The sequence below is a fragment of the Roseateles sp. FW301-B2 genome (genome assembly GCF_058788955.1).
On the sequence record NZ_JBYTBE010000037.1, the window covers coordinates 1 to 17,574 of the forward strand.

Below are 17,574 nucleotides of genomic sequence, written 5' to 3' on the forward strand. Positions count from 1 at the left end.
GCGCGCGACTGTCATGGTGTCCGGCGCGCAGCTTAAGGAGGGGCTGTCCGGGGTGTCAAGCAAGAGGATGTAAAACTCCGGGTAAGCCCGGGGCCGGTTTTGAAATTGCAAAATGCGGGAATACCCGCATTGGACCACAGGCTCATGGGGCCGGCGCCTTGCGCAAGCTCAAGTCGCGTGCAGCTTTGCACGCCGGGTCAGGCTGTCGTCAGTCCCTCTGCATGAAATGCGCGCCAAGCATTGTTTGGGAGTTCGCGCATGTCCACTTCGTCTTACGCCGAGTTCTACCGCCGCTCGATCGAGGATCGCGATGCCTTCTGGGCCGAGCAGGCCCGGGCGATCGAATGGCATCGCCCCTTCGAGCAGGTGTGCGACTACAGCCGGCCGCCGTTTGCTCGCTGGTTCGTCGGTGGCGAAACCAATCTCTGCCACAACGCGGTGGACCGCCATGCGCGCGACCGCGGCGAGCAGAACGCGCTGATCTGGGTCTCCACCGAGGTGGACCAGGAGCGCATCTACAGCTTCAGCGCGCTGCAGCGCGAGGTCGAGCGCATGGCGGCGATCCTGCTGGCCCAGGGCGTGAGCCAGGGCGACCGGGTGCTGATCTACATGCCCATGATTCCCGAGGCCGCGTTTGCGATGCTGGCCTGCGCGCGCATCGGCGCGATCCATTCGGTGGTGTTCGGCGGCTTCGCCAGCCACAGCCTGGCCAGCCGCATCGACGATGCCGAGCCGGCGCTGATCGTCAGCGCCGACGCCGGCAGCCGCTCGGGCAAGGTCGTGCCCTACAAGCATCTGCTGGACGAGGCCATCCAGCTGGCGCGCCACAAGCCGGGTGCGGTGCTGATGGTGGACCGCGGCCTCGCGCCCTTCGAGCGCGTGGCCGGCCGCGATCTCGACTACGCCGCGCTGCGCGAACAGCACCTCGACGCCCAGGTGCCCTGCACCTGGCTGGAGGCCAACGCGCCCAGCTACACGCTCTACACCAGCGGCACCACCGGCAAGCCCAAGGGCGTGCAGCGCGACACCGGCGGCTATGCGGTGGCGCTGGCCGCCAGCATGCAGCACATCTACTGCGGCCGGCCGGGCGAGACGTATTTCTCCACCAGCGACATCGGCTGGGTGGTGGGCCACAGCTACATCATCTACGGCCCGCTGCTGGCGGGCATGGCCACCATCATGTACGAGGGCCTGCCCACGCGGCCGGACGCCGGCGTCTGGTGGAGCCTGGTGGAGAAGTACCGGGTCACGGTGATGTTCAGCGCGCCCACCGCGGTGCGGGTGCTGAAGAAGCAGGATCCGGCCTACCTGAGCAAGTACGACCTGAGCTCGCTGCGCGCGCTCTTTCTGGCCGGCGAGCCGCTCGACGAACCTACCGCCAAGTGGATCGCCGAGGCGCTGGGCCGCCCCATCATCGACAACTACTGGCAGACCGAGACCGGCTGGCCCATCCTCTCGATCGCCAATGGCGTGGAGACCAAGGCCAGCAAGTTCGGCTCGCCCGGCGTGGCCATGTATGGCTTCAACGTCAAGCTGCTGGACGAGAACAGCGGCGCGGAGCTGACGGCGCCGAACCAGAAGGGCGTGGTGGCGATCGCCGGCCCCTTGCCGCCCGGCTGCCTGCAGACGGTGTGGCGCGACGATGCGCGCTTCGTCAACACCTACTGGTCCAGCATCCCGGGCCAGCAGCTGTATTCGACCTTCGACTGGGGCATCCGCGATGCCGACGGCTATTTCTACATCCTCGGCCGCACCGACGACGTGATCAACGTGGCCGGCCACCGCCTCGGCACGCGCGAGATCGAGGAGAGCATCTCCAGCCATCCCAATGTGGCCGAGGTGGCCGTGGTGGGCGTGGCCGACCAGCTCAAGGGTCAGGTGGCGATGGCCTTTGCGGTGCTCAAGGACGCCAGCCGCGCCGCCACGCCGCAGGCCGCGCTGGCCCAGGAGGGCGAGATCATGAAGCTGGTGGACGAGCAGCTGGGCGCGGTGGCGCGCCCGGCGCGCGTGCGCTTCGTCAATGTGCTGCCCAAGACGCGCTCGGGGAAGCTGCTGCGGCGCGCCATCCAGGCGGTCTGCGAGGGGCGCGATCCGGGCGATCTCAGCACCATGGACGACCCGGCGGCGCTGCGCCAGATCAGCGAGCTGCTTGGTGCCTAATCCGGCCTGAGCCGCTGCTCCAGGGCCATCGCGGCCGCGGGCGCGCGCTCCTTGGCGCCGCTGATGAAGAACATGAAGACATCGCGCGGCGCAGTTGTCAGCGCAGTTGCCGGCGCGGGCGCCTGCACGCGCGGCAGCGCGGCGGGCTCGTGGCCGGCATGCCAGGCCCGGGCACAGGCGGCGATCGCATCCAGGGCCTGCGGCGTGCAGCCCTCGGGCAGCTCGGCCTGGGTGCGCATCATGCGCGTGTAGACGAAGTCGCCGCTCAGGTCGGCAAAGCTGGGGTAGTCGTCCGAGTCGGTGAACACGCTGGCCACGCCATGGCGCCTGGCCAGGGCCAGGTACTCGGGGCAGAGAAAGCTGGCATGCCGCACATCCAGCGCGTGCCGCAGCGCAATGCCGTCCACCGCCGCGGGTAGCAGGGCCAGGAAGGCTGCGAAGTCTTCGGCATCGAAGCGCTTGCTGGGCGCGAACTGCCAGACGATGGGCCCCAGCTTGTCGCCCAGCTCGGCAATGCCGCTGTGCACGAAGCGCTGCACCGATTCGCCCGCCTCGGCCAGCACGCGCCGGTTGGTGGCAAAGCGCGAGGCCTTGAGCGAGAACATGAAGTAGTCGGGCGTCTGCGCGCGCCAGCGCGCGAAGCTGGCCGGGGATTGCGAGCTGTAGTAGGTGCTGTTGATCTCGATCGCGCTGAGCCGGCGGCTCGCGTACTCCAGCTCGCGTGCCTGCGGCCAGCCGGCCGGGTAGAAATTGTTGCGCCAGGGCTCGAAGTTCCAGCCGCCTATGCCCACGCGGATGCGGCTGGTCTGTGCTGCGGTCATGCGCTCCTCCTTGGGTTCCTACGCTGTGCCTTTTGGCCCGATTTTTGACCCGCGGGCACAATCCGTGCCCTTGCCGCCCGGATCCTAACGTTGGGGGCGGCCCCGCAACTGGAGTCCGCATGAATACCAAGCCTTTGCGCGCCGCCGCCTTCGCGGCCGGCGCCATCCTGCTCGGCGCCAACGCGCTGGCGCAAGCCAGCCTGCCCGGCCCGGCCTTTCCCCAGCTCAAGAGCGCCGCGCAGATCAAGTCCGCCTGCGATGCCGGCCTGGCCGCCGCCAAGAAGCGCGTGGCCCAGCTCGAGCGCCACAAGGTCGACGCCGGCTGGATTGCCGCTTATGACGACTATTACGCCTTTGTCGAGGACACGCTGAGCCCGATCGACTTCGTGCTGAACGTGCACCCGGATGCCGCCGGGCGCGACGCCGCCCAGGCCTGCTCGCTGCGCTGGTCGGATTTCAATTCCAGCTTCAACCAGAACGAGAAGATCTTCCGCGCGCTCAAGAGCGCCCCCACGCCCACGCCGATCGAACGCGAGCTGCAGCGCATTGCCCTGGGCGGCTTCGAGGACAGCGGCGTGAGCCTGACGGCGCCCAAGCGCCAGCGTGCCAAGCAGATCCTCGACAAGCTGACCGAGCTGGACCAGCAGTTCAACAAGAACATCCGCGACGCCAATGTGCAGGTGGCCTTCAGCGAGGACGAGCTCAAGGGCGTGCCCGAGGGCGTGTGGGCCAAGGCCAAGCGCGACGCCCAGGGCCGCGTGCTGCTGGGTGTGGACTACCCGACGCTGCGCCCGCTGCTGCAAAGCGGCGAGAACGCCGCCGCGCGCGAGCGCCTCTGGCGCGCCAAGGAGAACGAGGGCGGCGACGCCAATCTGGCCCTGCTGGGCGAGATCGCCAAGCTGCGCAATGAGTACGCGCAGCTGTTCGGCTTCAGCAACTTCGTCGACTTCAATCTGCGCCGCCGCATGGCCAAGGACGCCGCCACCGCCTGGAAGTTCCTCGACGAGGTGAAGGACACCGTCAACGCGCGCGAACGCAGCGATGTGGAGGAGCTGCGCGCCGCCAAGGCCAAGCACCTGGGCCAGCCGCTCGAAGCCACCAAGATCGAGCGCTGGGACAGCAGCTTCTACGCCGAGCGCCTGCGCAAGGAGCGCTTCAGCGTCGACCAGGAGGCCTTCCGCGAGTACTTCCCGGCCCAGGAGAGCCTGAAGTTCGCGATGCATGTGATCGAGAAGCTGATGGGCGTGCGCTACACCGAGGTGCCGGCCGAACTCTGGCACCCCGAGGCCAAGGCCTTTGCCGTCAGCGATGCGGCCAGCGGCAAGCCGATCGCCACCCTCTATGTGGACATGTACCCGCGCGAGGGCAAGTACAACCATGCGGCGGTGTGGCCGCTGCGCTCCAGCGCCTCGCGCATCGGTCGCACCTCCACCGCCGCCCTGGTGGTGAACTTCGACCGCAAGGGCCTCACCATCGACGAGATGGAAACCCTGCTGCATGAGCTGGGCCATGCGGTGCACAACAACCTCAGCAACACCCGCTATGCGCTGCAGGGCGGCACCAGTGTGATGCTGGACTTCGTCGAAGCCCCCTCGCAGATGCTGGAGGACTGGGTGGTGGACAAGAAGGTGCTGAAGCTGATGGCCGATGTGTGCCCGAGCTGCAAGCCCGTGCCCGACGAGCTGGTGGACCGCGCCAAGGCGGCCAAGGAATTCGGCAAGGGCTCGGCCTATGGCCGCCAGCACCTGTTCGCCAGCTATGACCTGGCCCTGCATGGCAAGGAGGTGCCCGATCCCCTGGCCCTGTGGGCCAAGATGCAGGGTGCCACGCCGCTGGGCTATGTGCCCGGCAGCAAGTTCCCGGCCGGCTTTGCCCATATCGCCGGCGGCTATGGCGCCGGCTACTACGGCTACCTCTGGAGCCTGGTGGTGGCGATGGACCTGCGCACCGCCTTCGCGGCCGACAAGCTGAGCCCCGAGGTGGGCCTGCGCTACCGCAACACCGTGCTGGGCCAGGGTGGCCAGAAGCCGGCGCAGGAGCTGGTGCACGACTTCCTCGGCCGCGATTCCAACTCCAAGGCCTTCTTCGACTATCTGCGCAAGTAAGTAGTCGCCGAGCGCACAGGCAAGCCCGCTGAGCCCCCGGCCAGCGGGCTTTTTCCATATGCTGCGGGCCATGCCTTCCGACCCCGCACGCCCCGCACTCGATGCGGCCACCCGCCGCTTCCTGCCCTGGGTGGTGGCGCTGGCGTTCTTCATGCAGACGCTGGACACCACCATCCTCAACACCGCGCTGCCTGGCATGGCGCTGGCGCTGGGCGAGCACCCGCTGCGCATGCAGTCGGCGGTGATCGCCTACATGCTCACCGTGGCGCTGCTGATCCCGGCCTCGGGCTGGCTGGCGGACCGCCTGGGCACGCGCACCCTGTTCCTGTGGGCGATCGCGCTGTTCAGCCTGGGCTCGCTGGCCTGCGCGCTGGCGGGCTCGCTGAACTGGCTGGTGGCGGCGCGCGTGCTGCAGGGCGTGGGCGGGGCGCTGCTGGTGCCGGTGGGGCGGCTGGTGGTGCTGCGCGCCTTTCCCAAGGAGCAGTTCCTGCCGGTGATGAGCTTCATCGCCATCCCGGGCCTGATCGGGCCGCTGATCGGCCCGGCGCTGGGCGGTGTGCTAGTGCAGTTCGCCAGCTGGCACTGGATCTTTCTCATCAACCTGCCGGTGGGCGTGGCCGGCGTGCTGGCAGCGCTGCGCTACATGCCGCAGCTGAAGGCGCAGGCGCTGAAGGCCTTCGACTGGCCCGGCTTCGTGCTCTTCAGCCTGGGGCTGATGCTGCTCTCGGTGGGGCTGCAGGGTTTTGGCGAGCGCATGGTGTCCACCGCGCTGAGCCTGGTGCTGCTGGTGGCCGGCCTGGCCAGCATGGCGGCCTACTGGCTGCATGCGGCGCGCGCCGAGGCGCCGCTGTTCCAGATGGGGCTGTTCGCCATCCCGACCTACCGCATCGGCATCATCGGCAATGTGTTCGCGCGCCTGGGCAGCGGCGCCACGCCCTTCCTGACCCCCATGTACCTGCAGCTGGGCCTGGGCTACAGCCCCTCGGAGGCGGGCCTGTCCATGGTGCCCACGGTGCTGGGCGCGATGCTCACCAAGACGCTGGCGACCCGGCTGATCCAGCGCCAGGGCTACCGCCGCGTGCTGGTGGCCAACACCCTGCTGCTGGGCGCGCTGATCGCCAGCTTCGCGCTGCTGGACCGCCAGACCAGCCATCTCTGGCTGGCCATCCACCTGGCCATCTTCGGCATGGTGAATTCGCTGCAGTTCAGCGCCATGAACACGCTCACCCTGGGCGATCTGGACGCGCAGACCGCCAGCAGCGGCAACAGCCTGCTGGCGGTGGTGATGCAGTTGTCGATGAGCCTGGGGGTGGCGACCTCCAGCGCCTTCCTGCTGCTGTTCTCGGGCGCCAGCGAGCTGCCGCGGGGTCAGGACTTGCTGCCCGCCTTCCATGCCACCTATCTGTCCATCGGTGCCATGGCGGCGCTGGCGGCCTTCATCTTCTACCAGCTGCGCCAGCACGAAGGCGCCGCCGATGCCGGCGACACCATGGGGCAGGAGTAGGCACCCCGGGCTGGCGTCAGCGCCGCCAGTCGGCCTCGATGAAGCGCAGCACGCTGTCCTCGTGGTGCGGGCCGATCACGGTGTGCGCGGCCTGCTTCACCGCCTCGATGGCGTTGGCCACGGCGATGCCGCGGTGCGCGGCGCGCAGCATCTTGACGTCGTTGACATGGTCGCCAAACACCACGATCTCGCGCTCGGCCAGGCCGTAGCGCTCGGCCAGGGTCTTGATGGCCTGGTCCTTGGTGGCGCGGCGGTCGTGCACGGTGAGCCAGGGCCACCCGGGCTTGTAGAGATCCTCGGCCAGATGGGTCTCGACGGCATCGCCGCAGAGCGCGTCGATCTCGGCCTGCAGGGCTTGCAGCGGCGCCTCACGCTCCACCACCACGAACACCACGGCCGGGTCGCGCAGCGCGTCCTGCAGGCGCGGCGCGTGGCGCAGCCGCGGGTCGGCCTTCTCGATGCGCTCATCCACAAAGGCCTGCTGCGCCTCGTTGTGCACCGACTGGTAGAACAGCTGGTCGCCCCTAGGGCCATGGGTGGAGATGAAGGGCATCAGCCCATGCCGGCGTATCAGCGCAAAGATCGCCTCGCCCAGTGCCGGCGCAATGGTGTTGACCAGCTCATGCCGGCAGCTCGCCATCTCGCTGATATAGGCGCCGTTGGACGAGATCACCGGCAGGCGCAGCGGCAGATCGCCCAGGATCTGCCGGATCGATGACACATGCCGGGCGCTCGCGACGGTGAAGGTCAGGCCCTCGTCGAGCAAGCGCGTCAGGCCGGCCCGCGTGGAATCCGCGAGCCGGCCTTGCGGGTCGAGCAGGGTGCCGTCTAGGTCGCTGACATAGAGCGTCACAACACTTCCGACGCAAAGTCCGCCAGACGCGAACGCTCGCCGCGCGCCAGCGTGACATGGCCGCTGTGGGCCCAGCCCTTGAAGCGGTCCACCGCATAGGTCAGGCCCGAGCTGCCCTCGGTGAGGTAGGGCGTGTCGATCTGCGCCAGATTGCCCAGGCAGACGATCTTGGTGCCGGGGCCGGCACGCGTGATCAGGGTCTTCATCTGCTTGGGGGTCAGGTTTTGCGCCTCGTCGATGATGACGTACTTGTTCAGGAAGGTGCGCCCGCGCATGAAGTTCAGGCTCTTGATCTTGATCTTGCTGCGCACCAGGTCGTTGGTGGCGGCGCGGCCCCATTCGCCGGCCGAGCTGTCGCCGCGCGCCAGCACCTCGAGGTTGTCGTCCAGCGCACCCATCCAGGGGCCCATCTTTTCTTCCTCGGTGCCGGGCAGGAAGCCGATGTCCTCGCCCACCGGCACGGTCACGCGGGTGACGATGATCTCGCTGTAGCGGCGCTCATCCAGCACCTGGGAGAGGCCGGCGGCCAGGGTCATCAGGGTCTTGCCGGTGCCGGCCGTGCCGGTGAGGGTGACGAAGTCGCACTCCGGATCCATCAGCAGGTTGAGGGCGAAGTTCTGCTCGCGGTTGCGCGCGGTCACGCCCCAGACGGAGTTCTTCTGGTGGCCGTAGTCCTTCAGCGTGCGCAGCACCGCGGTCTTGCCGGTGATCTCGGTGACCTTGGCATAGAGCGGCGCGGCGCCGGGTGCCTCCAGGTAGATCAGCTCGTTGACCAGCAACGAGGGCACCAGCGGGCCGCTGATGCGGTAGAAGGTGATGCCACCCTGCTGCCAGCTCTCCATGGTCTTGCCATGGCGCTCCCAGAAATCGGCCGGCAGGGCCTGCACGCCGGTGTAGAGCAGGTCGGAGTCTTCCAGCGTCTTGTCATTGCGGTAGTCCTCGGCCGGCAGGCCCAGGGCACGCGCCTTGATACGCATATTGATGTCCTTGGACACCAGCACCACCTCGCGTTGCGGCTGCTGGACCTTCAGCGCCTGCACCACGCCGAGGATCTGGTTGTCGGCCTTGCCCTGGGGCAGGCCCTGCGGCAGCGGGGTGTCGATCAGCTGGGTCTGGAAGAACAGCTTGCCGCCGGCCTCGCGGTGACCAGTGCTGTCCAGCGGCAGGCCCTTGGCCATTTCCTCCAGCGTGCTGCTCTTCAGGCTGGCAGCCAGCGTGTCGAGGTCGCGGCTGACCTGGCGCACGTTGCGCGCCACCTCGGTCATGCCCTTCTTGTGCCCGTCCAGCTCTTCCAACGTGATCATGGGCAGGTAGATGTCGTGCTCCTCGAAGCGGAACAGCGACATCGGGTCGTGCATCAGCACATTGGTGTCGAGCACGAAGAGCTTGGGCGCCTCGTTGCTCTTGGGCTTGGCGGCCTTGGGCCTGGGGGGCGCCACCGGGCGCAGCGGCGCCGCGCTGGTGGCCGGCGCCACCAGGGCCAGGTTGGCGGGGGCGCGCATCTCGGGCGCGGCCGGTACGGCGCTGGCGCTTCTGCGGCGATTGCCGTTGGGCATGGCTCGCGTCACGGCCGGGGCGGCCTGGGCAGCCTGAGCGGCGTGGCCGAGCGGAGGGGCAGTTGTTTTCTCTGGGGCATGGGCAGCCACCGGTACTGCCTGGTTCTTGCTGACCGCCAGACTGGCGGCATATGCGGTGGGCTCTAGGCGACTGGCGCGCTTGGTCGGAGGCTTGGGCAGTGGCATGAGTGCAGCTTGCCAGAGAGCAAGCTTGGGTTGGAAAGCAAAAGATAGAGGTCCGGGCCGAAAAAGCAAAAAGCCGCACGGCGAGCGATGCGGCTTTGGCTTGGAATACGGATCGGGGAACTCAGGGGCATGAGTCCATTATGCACAAAGCGCCGTGACCGCCAGCCCAGGGCAGGCGGCGCGGCGCGCATGCAACGCGGGATGCCAGTAAACGCAAAAAGCCGGCTCAGGAGCCGGCTTCGCTTGGATACTGCAATGCTGCCGGGTGGCAGCCAAGGCTCGCGCCGAGGATCAGGCGGCTTCCTTCTTCAGGGCCTTGACGGCCTTCAGCACCTCGTCCACATGGCCGGCCACCTTGATGCCGCGCCATTCCTCGCGCAGCACGCCGGTCGCGTCGATCAGGAAGGTGGAGCGCTCGATGCCCTTGACCTTCTTGCCGTACATGATCTTGTTCTTCACCACGCCGAACATGTGGCAGAGCTTCTCTTCGGTGTCGGCGATCAGCTCGAAGGGCAGTTCCAGGTTCTGCTTGAACTTGTCATGCGACACCATGTTGTCGCGCGAAACACCCAGCACAACTGCGCCAGCCTTCACGAAATCCTTGTGGCGATCGCGGAACTGCATGGCCTCGGTGGTACAACCGGGGGTGTTGTCCTTCGGGTAGAAGTACAGCACCACCACTTGACCTTTGAAGGCCTGGGGTGTGAACTTCACGCCTCCGGTAGCAAGAGCTTCAATTTCCGGAAGGGGTTTGTTGAGCGCTGGCGTCATGTGGGCGTTCTTTAGAGAGGTGTGCCCGGGTGGGCATAGCCGCGAATTATACGTCGAACCGCAAGTCTCCCCGTCGCCACTTCGGGGGATTGCCGGCTTGTGCCCGCTCAGGTCGACGTTGCGCCCTCGATCAGCAAGGCCGCCAGCACGGCGCGCCCCTCGCTGGCCAGCACGTTGTAGGTGCGGCAGGCCGCCGCCAGGTCCATGGTCTCCACGCCGATACGCGCCTCGATCAGGCCGCGGTAGAGCCTGGGATGGGGAAAGCGCAGCCTGGCGCCGCTGCCGAAGATCACCAGCTCGGGCTTCAGGGCCAGTATCTGCTCGAAATGCGCCTCGCTGAGGGCATCGAAGCTGGGCAGGGCCCAGGCCTGCACCTCGCCGCGCCAGGGCACCAGCAGGCTCTGCTGGTGGCGCTGGCCATTCACCCAGACCTGGCTGCCGTCGTGGCGCGAGATGCTGTTGCCGCCCTGCTGTTCATCGAGTTGGAATTTCATGAGTGCCGTTGTCTGCGCGAAGCCTGCTTGCGTGGTTTGCGAACCCAGTGTCGCCGGGTCTGGGGGAATGCCCTGATCCCTGTGTTTAAATTCCACGCCTGCAGTGCAGCATTTTTGCACCAGTCAACCACCGGAGCCCCTCTTGAAGCCGATTTCCAAGTCCGCCAAGCTCGCCAATGTCTGTTACGACATCCGTGGTCCCGTGCTGGACAAGGCGCGAGCGATGGAGGAGGAGGGGCAGAAGATCATCAAGCTGAACATCGGCAATATCGCCGCCTTCGGCATCGAGCCGCCCGACGAGATCGTGCAGGACATGATCCGCAACCTGCCCGCGGCGGCCGGCTACACCGACTCCAAGGGCCTGTTCGCGCCGCGCAAGGCGGTGGTGCATTACTGCCAGGAGAAGAACATCCGCGGCGTCGGCATCGACGATGTCTATCTGGGCAATGGCGCCTCCGAGCTGATCGTGATGGCGCTGAACGCGCTGCTGGATACCGGCGATGAGGTGCTGCTGCCGGCGCCCGACTATCCGCTCTACACCGCCGCAGTGGCGCTCTCGGGCGGCACGCCGGTGCACTACATCTGCGACGAGAGCAGCGACTGGTATCCCGACATCGCCGATATCCGTCGCAAGATCACGCCCAATACCAGGGCCATCGTCGTCATCAACCCCAACAACCCTACCGGCGCGCTCTACCCCGAGAGCCTGCTGCTGGAGATCATCGAACTGGCCCGTCAGCACCAGCTGATCATCATGGCCGACGAGATCTACGACAAGACGCTGTACGACGGCAACGTGCACACCAGCATCGCCTCGCTGGCCGACGACGTGCTGTGCCTGACCTTCAACGGCCTGTCCAAGAACTACCGCTCCTGCGGCTACCGCGCCGGCTGGATGGTGGTGTCGGGCGAGAAGCGCCATGCCAAGGACTACATCACCGGCCTGAACATGCTGGCCTCGATGCGCTTGTGCGCCAACACGCCGGGCCAGCTCGCCATCCAGACCGCCCTGGGCGGTTACCAAAGCATCAAGGACCTGGTGGCCCCCACGGGCCGCCTGTGCCGCCAGCGCGACCTGGCCTACGAGCTGCTGACCCAGATCCCGGGTGTCAGCGTCGTCAAGCCTAAGGCCGCGCTCTATATGTTCCCCCGCCTGGACCCCAAGATCTACCCGATCGAGGACGACCAGCAGTTCGCCTACGAGCTGCTGGCCGAGGAAAAGGTGCTGATCGTGCAAGGGACGGGCTTCAACTGGATTGCCCCCGATCACTTCCGCCTCGTGTTCCTGCCCAACTCCGACGACCTGAAGGAGGCGGTGGGCCGCATCGAGCGTTTCCTGACGCATTACCGCAAGCGTCACGGCACCTGACAACTGACAGCAAAGAGACACCATGAAAGCGATCAAAGTCGGCCTCCTGGGCATTGGCACCGTGGGCAGTGGCACCTTCAACGTGCTGCGCCGCAATCAGGCAGAGATTCGTGGCCGTGCCGGCCGCGGCATCGAGATTGCGATGGTGGCCGACCTCAATACTGAGCGCGCCCGTGAAATCGTCGGCGACGCCGCGGTGGTGGTGAGCGACGCCCGCGCGGTGATCGCCAACCCCGAGATCGACATCGTCGTCGAGCTGATCGGCGGCTACGGCATCGCCAAGACCCTGGTGATGGAGGCGATCGCCGCCGGCAAGCATGTGGTCACCGCCAACAAGGCGCTGCTGGCCGTGCATGGCACCGAGATCTTTGCCGCCGCCAGCGCCAAGGGCGTGATCGTGGCCTTCGAGGCGGCCGTGGCCGGTGGCATCCCCATCATCAAGGCGCTGCGCGAGGGTCTCACCGCCAACCGCATCGAATGGATCGCCGGCATCATCAACGGCACCACCAACTTCATCCTTTCGGAGATGCGCTCCAAGGGCCTGGACTTCGGCGTGGTGCTGAAGGAGGCCCAGCGCCTGGGCTATGCCGAGGCCGATCCCACCTTCGACATCGAGGGCGTGGATGCTGCGCACAAGGCCACCATCATGTCGGCCATCGCCTTCGGCATCCCGGTGCAGTTCGACAAGGCCCATGTGGAGGGCATCACCCAGCTGCAGGCGGCCGACATCAAGTACGCCGAGCAGCTGGGCTACCGCATCAAGCTCTTGGGCCTGACGCGCCGCCGTGAGAATGGCATCGAGCTGCGCGTGCACCCGACCCTGGTGCCGGCAAATCGCCTGATCGCCAATGTGGAGGGCGCGATGAATGCGGTGGTGGTGCAGGGCGATGCCGTCGGCACCACGCTCTACTACGGCAAGGGCGCGGGCTCCGAGCCCACCGCCTCGGCGGTGATCGCCGACCTGGTGGATATCACCCGCCTGCACACCGCCGACCCGGACCATCGCGTGCCGCACCTGGCCTTCCAGCCCGATGCGATGAACGACACCCCCATCCTGCCGATGGAACAGGTGCTCACCAGCTTCTACCTGCGCCTGATCGTGGCCGACGAGGCCGGCGTGCTGTCGCGCATCACCACCATCCTGGCCGAGCATGACATCTCGATCGACGCGGTGCTGCAGCGCGAATCGGCTGAGGGCGAGAAGCAGACCGACCTCATCATCCTCACCCACGAAACCGTGGAAGGCCGCATGAACAAGGCCCTGGCACAGATGCAGGCCCTGCCCACCGTGCTGGCGCCCATCGTGCGGCTGCGCAAGGAAGAGTTGGCCTGACGATGAAGTACATCAGCACCCGAGGCGATCATACCGAGCGCTCCTTCTGCGAGATCCTGCTGGAAGGCCTGGCGCCCGATGGCGGCCTCTACCTGCCGGTGGCCTATCCGCAGGTGGACGATGCCACGCTCACGAAGTGGCGCGGCCTCGCCTACGCCGATCTGGCCTTCGAGATCCTCTCGCTCTATATCGACGACATCCCGGCCGATGATCTGCTGGCCATCACGCGCCGCACCTACACGGCCGAGGTCTTCGGTACGCCCGAGATCACGCCGCTGAAGGTGCTGGAGCCGGGTCTGGCGCTGCAGGCGCTGTCCAATGGCCCGACCCTGGCCTTCAAGGACATGGCCATGCAGCTGCTGGGCCAGCTGTTCGAGTACGAACTCAAGCGCCGCGGCGAGACCCTCAACATCCTGGGCGCCACCTCGGGCGATACCGGCAGTGCGGCCGAGTATGCGATGCGCGGCAAGGCCGGCGTGAACGTCTTCATGCTCAGCCCGCACGGCCGCATGAGCCCCTTCCAGCAGGCGCAGATGTTCAGCCTGCAGGACGCCAACATCCACAACCTCGCGGTGGAAGGCGTGTTCGACGACTGCCAGGACATCGTCAAGGCGGTTTCCAACGACCTCGACTTCAAGCGCCAGTACAAGATCGGCACGGTCAACTCGATCAACTGGGCGCGCCTCTTGGCCCAGGTGGTGTACTACTTCGCCGGCTACTTCCAGGCCACCAAGAGCAACACCGAGAAGGTCAGCTTCACCGTGCCCTCGGGCAATTTCGGCAATGTCTGCGCCGGCCATGTGGCGCGCATGATGGGCCTGCCGGTTGCCAAGCTGGTGGTGGCCACCAACGAGAACGATGTGCTGGACGAGTTCTTCCGCACCGGCGTCTACCGCGTGCGCGGCAGCGCCGAAACGCACGAAACCTCCAGCCCCTCGATGGACATCTCCAAGGCCAGCAATTTCGAGCGCTTCGTGTTCGACCTGCTGGGCCGCGATGGCGCGCGCGTCAAGGCCCTGTTCGGCGCCGGCGGTTTCGCGCTGACGGCCGACGAGCACGCGCGCATCGCCCGCTACGGCTTCGTCTCCGGGCGCAGCACCCACGCGGACCGCATCGCCACCATACGCGCCACCCACAAGCAGTACGGCCAGATCATCGACACCCACACCGCCGATGGTCTCAAGGTGGCGCTGGAGCAGCGCAGCGCCGGCACCCCCATGCTGGTGCTGGAAACCGCCTTGCCGGCCAAGTTCGCCGCCACCATCAAGGAGGCGCTGTGGATCGATCCGCCGCGCCCGGCCGGCCTGGAGCACATCGAGGACCTGCCCAAGCGCGTCACCGTGCTGCCGGTGGATGTGCAGGCGGTGAAGGACTTCATCCGCAACCATGTCTGATCCGCAAGCCCCGCGCGCGCCGCTGCAGAGCCTGGACGAGGCGCTCGCGCGCCTGCTGGGCCGCGTCGCCCCGCTGGCCGTCACCGAGACCCTGCCCACCGCCGCCGCGCTGGGGCGCGTGCTGGCGCTGCCGGTGGTGTCGCAGCTGGATGTGCCGCCGGCCGACAACAGCGCCATGGACGGCTATGCGCTGCGCGCCGCCGATCTGTTGGCAAGACCTGGCACCGCGCTGCCGGTTTCGCAGCGCGTGCCGGCCGGCGTGGTCGGGGCGGTGCTGGAGCCCGGCACGGCGGCGCGCATCTTCACCGGCGCGCAGATTCCGCTGGGCGCCGATGCCGTGGTGATGCAGGAGCAATGCGAGGCCGTGGCCGCTGCCGCGGGCTTGGGGCAGGTGCGCATCCAAGCCGAAGTCCGGCCCGGCCAGTGGATACGCCGCCGCGGCGAGGACGTGCAGGCCGGCGCGGTGGTGCTGCCCGCCGGGGCGCGGCTGAACGCCGCCTCGCTGGGCCTGGCGGCTTCGGTGGGGGCGGCCACGCTGACCCTGGCCAGGCGGCCGCGCGTGGCGCTGTTCTCCACCGGCGACGAGTTGCAGATGCCCGGTGAGCCGCTCAAGCCCGGCGCCATCTACAACTCGAACCGTTTCACGCTCACGGCCCTGCTGCAGGGCCTGGGTTGCGAGGTCGTGGATCTGGGCATCGTGCCGGATCGGCTGGACGCCACGCGTGCCGCCTTGCGCGAGGCTGCGGCGCAATCCGATCTGATCATCACCTCCGGTGGTGTCTCGGTGGGCGAGGAAGACCATCTGAAGCCGGCCGTGCAGGCCGAGGGCGAGCTGGACCTCTGGCAGATCGCCATCAAGCCCGGCAAGCCGCTGGCTTTCGGCAAGGTGCAAGATGCCTGGTTCATCGGCCTGCCCGGCAACCCGGTCTCCAGCTTCGTGACCTTCTTGCTGCTGGTGCGTCCGGTGATCCTGCGCCTGCAGGGTGCCAGCGAGCTCACGCCCAGGCGCTATCCGCTGCGCGCCGACTTCGCCTGGCCCCGGCCCGACAAGCGCCGCGAGTTCTTGCGTGCGCGCATCAACGAGCAGGGCGGGCTGGCGCTGTTCCCCAACCAGAGCTCGGGCGTGCTGACCTCGGCCGTGTGGGGCGAGGGGCTGGTCGACAACCCGGCCGGCGCGGCCATCGCCGACGGCGCTACAGTGCAGTTCATTCCCTTCTCCGAACTCCTGCATCCATGATCACGATCCGCTATTTCGCTTCCCTGCGCGAGGCGCTGGGAAGCAGCGAAACGCAGGACTGGCAGGCCGGCCTGAGTCTGGGCGCCCTGCGCGATCAACTGCTGGCGCGCGGCGAGCCCCATGCCAGCGTGCTGGCGCGCACGCGTGCGGTGCGCTGCGCGCTGAACCAGCAGCTCAGCAAGGAAGACGCCCTGATCCCCGATGGTGCCGAGGTGGCGTTCTTTCCTCCCGTCACGGGCGGCTGAACCGTGAGCCCCCACGCTCACTTCGTTTCGCTGCCAAGCGGCTTGCAGGCCGCTCGGCCTTCGCCAGCCGCGAGCAAGCGCATAGGCGCTTGCTCGGTGCGGGCTCAGCCCCCCGCGGGGGCTTCAGCCGCCTTGAGGCGGCTCGGCGGCGGCTGAGTGGAAGGCCTGCACCTCGTGGCCGACCTGCGCGGCTGCGATCCCGCCCAGGCGCTGATGCTGCGGCCCGAGACCCTGCGTGCCCTGTGCGTGCAGGCGGTTGCCGAGGCCGGCCTGGGTGCCGTGGCCGAGCTCTTTCACCGCTTCACGCCCGCGCCTGGGAGCGAGCAATCGGGCATCACCGGCGTGGTGCTGCTGGCCGAGTCGCATCTGGCCGTGCACACCTGGCCCGAGCTGGGCGCGGTGACGCTGGACGTCTATGTCTGCAATCTGGGGCAGGACAACAGCAGCAAGGCACAGGCCCTGATGGACAGGCTGGTGGCCGCGTTCGCGCCCGCCAGCGCGGCGCGCCAGGCCTTGCGACGCGGCCTGGCCTGACTCAGCGCGCGCCGGCGTCGGCCGGTGTGAGGGCGGCCTCGTCCAGCAGCCAGTCGACCACCGCCTGCACCGCGGGCGTGCTGCTGCCAGGGCGCCGCAGCAGCCAGTAGGCGTGCTCGCAGGGCTGGGCCACGGCCTGGGCATCGATGGCGCGCAGCCGGCCATCGGCCAGCATGGGCGCCACCAGCGCAACCCGCCCCAGCGCCAGACCCTGGCCGGCCAGGCAGGCCTGGATCACCTGGTCATACTGGTTGAAGCGCAGCATCGCGCGCGGCTGCCGCGCGCTGAGGCCGCGCGCAGCCAGGGTGTCGGCCCATTGCAGCCAGGGGCGGCGGGCGTCGTCGAATTCCAGCAGCACCTGCTGCGGCAACAGCTCGGCCAGATCCTGCCCCTGGGCCAGCAGGGCGGGGTGGGCCACCGGCAGCACCGCCTCGCCGAACAGACGCGCGCTGCCGGCGGGCGGCTGGCTCATTGCGCAATAGCGCAGCGCCAGGTCGATGCCGTCGGCGCGCAGGTCCATCACGCGGTCGCTGGCGGCCACGCGCAGATCGATGTCCGGATGCCGCTGCTGCAGGCCGCGCAGGCGCGGCAGCAGCCACAGCGAGGCCACGCCGATGCTGGCGGTCAGCGTGACGCTGCCACGACGCTGGGCGGGCGCCAGCAGCTCGGCGAGCCCGTCCTGCAGCTGCTGGAAGGCCGGATCGACGCGGCGGAACAGGCGTTCGCCCTCGGGGCTGAGCTTGATGCTGCGGTAGCCGCGCAGGAACAGCGCGCAGCCCAGGTTGGCTTCCAGCGCCGCGATCTGCCGGCTCACCGCGGACTGCGTCAGGCACAGGTCCTGTGCCGCCAGCGTGATGCTCATGCGCCGGGCCACCGCGACAAAGCCGCGCAGCAGGTCCAGCTGGGTCAGTCGGGTGAGGGGGAGTGACATTCCAGATGCGAATGTGAAGATGTCGCAGAGATTGCTTGATGAGGGCCCTGCCGTCAAGACAGACTGGGTGCCAGTTCGAAT

Annotated in this window: 15 protein-coding genes; 9 read left to right on the plus strand and 6 right to left on the minus strand. The window is 67.8% G+C overall.

All coding sequences use genetic code 11. The features are described 5' to 3' along the window. Positions 1-258: 258 nt before the first annotated feature. Entirely contained in the window at positions 259-2,160 is a 1,902-nt protein-coding gene (locus AC3WQY_RS20395; RefSeq protein WP_285232590.1) for a propionate--CoA ligase, read from the plus strand. Here the strand turns inward: AC3WQY_RS20395 and AC3WQY_RS20400 are convergent. Next, positions 2,157-2,981 carry a DUF72 domain-containing protein gene (locus AC3WQY_RS20400; protein ID WP_492710373.1) on the minus strand — a complete coding sequence of 275 codons (825 nt, stop codon included), beginning with the start codon at positions 2,979-2,981 and terminating at the stop codon, positions 2,157-2,159. The two genes, AC3WQY_RS20395 and AC3WQY_RS20400, sit on opposite strands and share 4 nt — an antisense overlap. A gap of 119 nt (positions 2,982-3,100) precedes the next feature. Between AC3WQY_RS20400 and AC3WQY_RS20405 the strand changes: the two genes are divergently transcribed. Next, positions 3,101-5,086 (plus strand): M3 family metallopeptidase, encoded by a 1,986-nt coding sequence (locus tag AC3WQY_RS20405; protein ID WP_492710374.1) that lies wholly within the window; start codon positions 3,101-3,103, stop codon positions 5,084-5,086. 70 nt (positions 5,087-5,156) lie between these two features. After that, positions 5,157-6,590, plus strand: coding sequence for a multidrug transporter subunit MdtD (mdtD, locus tag AC3WQY_RS20410; protein ID WP_492710376.1), 1,434 nt, complete (start codon positions 5,157-5,159; stop codon positions 6,588-6,590). 16 nt (positions 6,591-6,606) lie between these two features. On the opposite strand, the gene AC3WQY_RS20415 is transcribed toward mdtD, so the two are convergent. The 4 genes from AC3WQY_RS20415 to AC3WQY_RS20430 form a co-directional block, all read right to left on the minus strand. Continuing rightward, positions 6,607-7,443, minus strand: coding sequence for an HAD family hydrolase (locus AC3WQY_RS20415; RefSeq protein WP_492710377.1), 837 nt, complete (start codon positions 7,441-7,443; stop codon positions 6,607-6,609). Then, on the minus strand, positions 7,440-9,185 hold the full coding sequence (locus AC3WQY_RS20420; RefSeq protein WP_492710378.1) for a PhoH family protein: 1,746 nt from the start codon (positions 9,183-9,185) through the stop codon (positions 7,440-7,442). Before AC3WQY_RS20420 ends, AC3WQY_RS20415 begins: the two co-directional genes overlap by 4 nt. 291 nt (positions 9,186-9,476) lie before the next feature. Then, positions 9,477-9,956 (minus strand): peroxiredoxin, encoded by a 480-nt coding sequence (locus tag AC3WQY_RS20425; RefSeq protein ID WP_285232583.1) that lies wholly within the window; start codon positions 9,954-9,956, stop codon positions 9,477-9,479. A gap of 107 nt (positions 9,957-10,063) precedes the next feature. After that, complete coding sequence (locus AC3WQY_RS20430) at positions 10,064-10,450, minus strand: Mth938-like domain-containing protein (protein ID WP_492710379.1); 387 nt, start codon at positions 10,448-10,450, stop codon at positions 10,064-10,066. A 142-nt stretch (positions 10,451-10,592) separates the two neighbouring features. Here AC3WQY_RS20430 and AC3WQY_RS20435 point away from each other — a divergent pair, with 142 nt between their 5' ends. From AC3WQY_RS20435 to speD, 6 genes are all read left to right on the plus strand, one after another. Next, positions 10,593-11,819, plus strand: a complete 1,227-nt coding sequence (locus tag AC3WQY_RS20435; RefSeq protein WP_492710380.1) for a pyridoxal phosphate-dependent aminotransferase — start codon at positions 10,593-10,595, stop codon at positions 11,817-11,819. Between the two features lie 22 nt (positions 11,820-11,841). Further along, positions 11,842-13,152, plus strand: a complete 1,311-nt coding sequence (locus tag AC3WQY_RS20440; protein WP_285232580.1) for a homoserine dehydrogenase — start codon at positions 11,842-11,844, stop codon at positions 13,150-13,152. Between the two features lie 2 nt (positions 13,153-13,154). Further along, complete coding sequence (gene thrC / locus AC3WQY_RS20445) at positions 13,155-14,546, plus strand: threonine synthase (RefSeq protein ID WP_492710382.1); 1,392 nt, start codon at positions 13,155-13,157, stop codon at positions 14,544-14,546. Continuing rightward, a complete protein-coding gene (locus AC3WQY_RS20450) occupies positions 14,539-15,783 on the plus strand; it encodes a molybdopterin molybdotransferase MoeA (protein WP_492710383.1) in 1,245 nt (414 codons plus the stop codon). The genes thrC and AC3WQY_RS20450 overlap by 8 nt, the downstream gene beginning before the upstream one ends. Continuing rightward, positions 15,780-16,028 (plus strand): MoaD/ThiS family protein, encoded by a 249-nt coding sequence (locus AC3WQY_RS20455; protein ID WP_285232577.1) that lies wholly within the window; start codon positions 15,780-15,782, stop codon positions 16,026-16,028. Before AC3WQY_RS20450 ends, AC3WQY_RS20455 begins: the two co-directional genes overlap by 4 nt. Before the next feature lie 156 nt (positions 16,029-16,184). Continuing rightward, on the plus strand, positions 16,185-16,562 hold the full coding sequence (speD, locus tag AC3WQY_RS20460; RefSeq protein WP_492710385.1) for an adenosylmethionine decarboxylase: 378 nt from the start codon (positions 16,185-16,187) through the stop codon (positions 16,560-16,562). Between the two features lies 1 nt (position 16,563). Here speD and AC3WQY_RS20465 read toward each other — a convergent pair whose 3' ends face one another. Beyond that, complete coding sequence (locus AC3WQY_RS20465) at positions 16,564-17,493, minus strand: LysR substrate-binding domain-containing protein (RefSeq protein WP_492710386.1); 930 nt, start codon at positions 17,491-17,493, stop codon at positions 16,564-16,566. Positions 17,494-17,574: the final 81 nt, after the last annotated feature.

Excerpts from the sequence above, each read along its gene's own strand:
- AC3WQY_RS20440 (WP_285232580.1), top strand. The coding sequence starts at position 11,842 with ATGAAAGCGATCAAAGTCGGCCTCCTGGGCATTGGCACCGTGGGCAGT.
- AC3WQY_RS20450 (WP_492710383.1), top strand. The coding sequence starts at position 14,539 with ATGTCTGATCCGCAAGCCCCGCGCGCGCCGCTGCAGAGCCTGGACGAG.
- AC3WQY_RS20455 (WP_285232577.1), top strand. The coding sequence starts at position 15,780 with ATGATCACGATCCGCTATTTCGCTTCCCTGCGCGAGGCGCTGGGAAGC.
- AC3WQY_RS20405 (WP_492710374.1), top strand. The coding sequence starts at position 3,101 with ATGAATACCAAGCCTTTGCGCGCCGCCGCCTTCGCGGCCGGCGCCATC.
- thrC (WP_492710382.1), top strand. The coding sequence starts at position 13,155 with ATGAAGTACATCAGCACCCGAGGCGATCATACCGAGCGCTCCTTCTGC.
- AC3WQY_RS20420 (WP_492710378.1), bottom strand. The coding sequence starts at position 9,185 with ATGCCACTGCCCAAGCCTCCGACCAAGCGCGCCAGTCGCCTAGAGCCC.
- AC3WQY_RS20395 (WP_285232590.1), top strand. The coding sequence starts at position 259 with ATGTCCACTTCGTCTTACGCCGAGTTCTACCGCCGCTCGATCGAGGAT.
- AC3WQY_RS20400 (WP_492710373.1), bottom strand. The coding sequence starts at position 2,981 with ATGACCGCAGCACAGACCAGCCGCATCCGCGTGGGCATAGGCGGCTGG.
- AC3WQY_RS20425 (WP_285232583.1), bottom strand. The coding sequence starts at position 9,956 with ATGACGCCAGCGCTCAACAAACCCCTTCCGGAAATTGAAGCTCTTGCT.
- mdtD (WP_492710376.1), top strand. The coding sequence starts at position 5,157 with ATGCCTTCCGACCCCGCACGCCCCGCACTCGATGCGGCCACCCGCCGC.
- AC3WQY_RS20465 (WP_492710386.1), bottom strand. The coding sequence starts at position 17,493 with ATGTCACTCCCCCTCACCCGACTGACCCAGCTGGACCTGCTGCGCGGC.
- AC3WQY_RS20430 (WP_492710379.1), bottom strand. The coding sequence starts at position 10,450 with ATGAAATTCCAACTCGATGAACAGCAGGGCGGCAACAGCATCTCGCGC.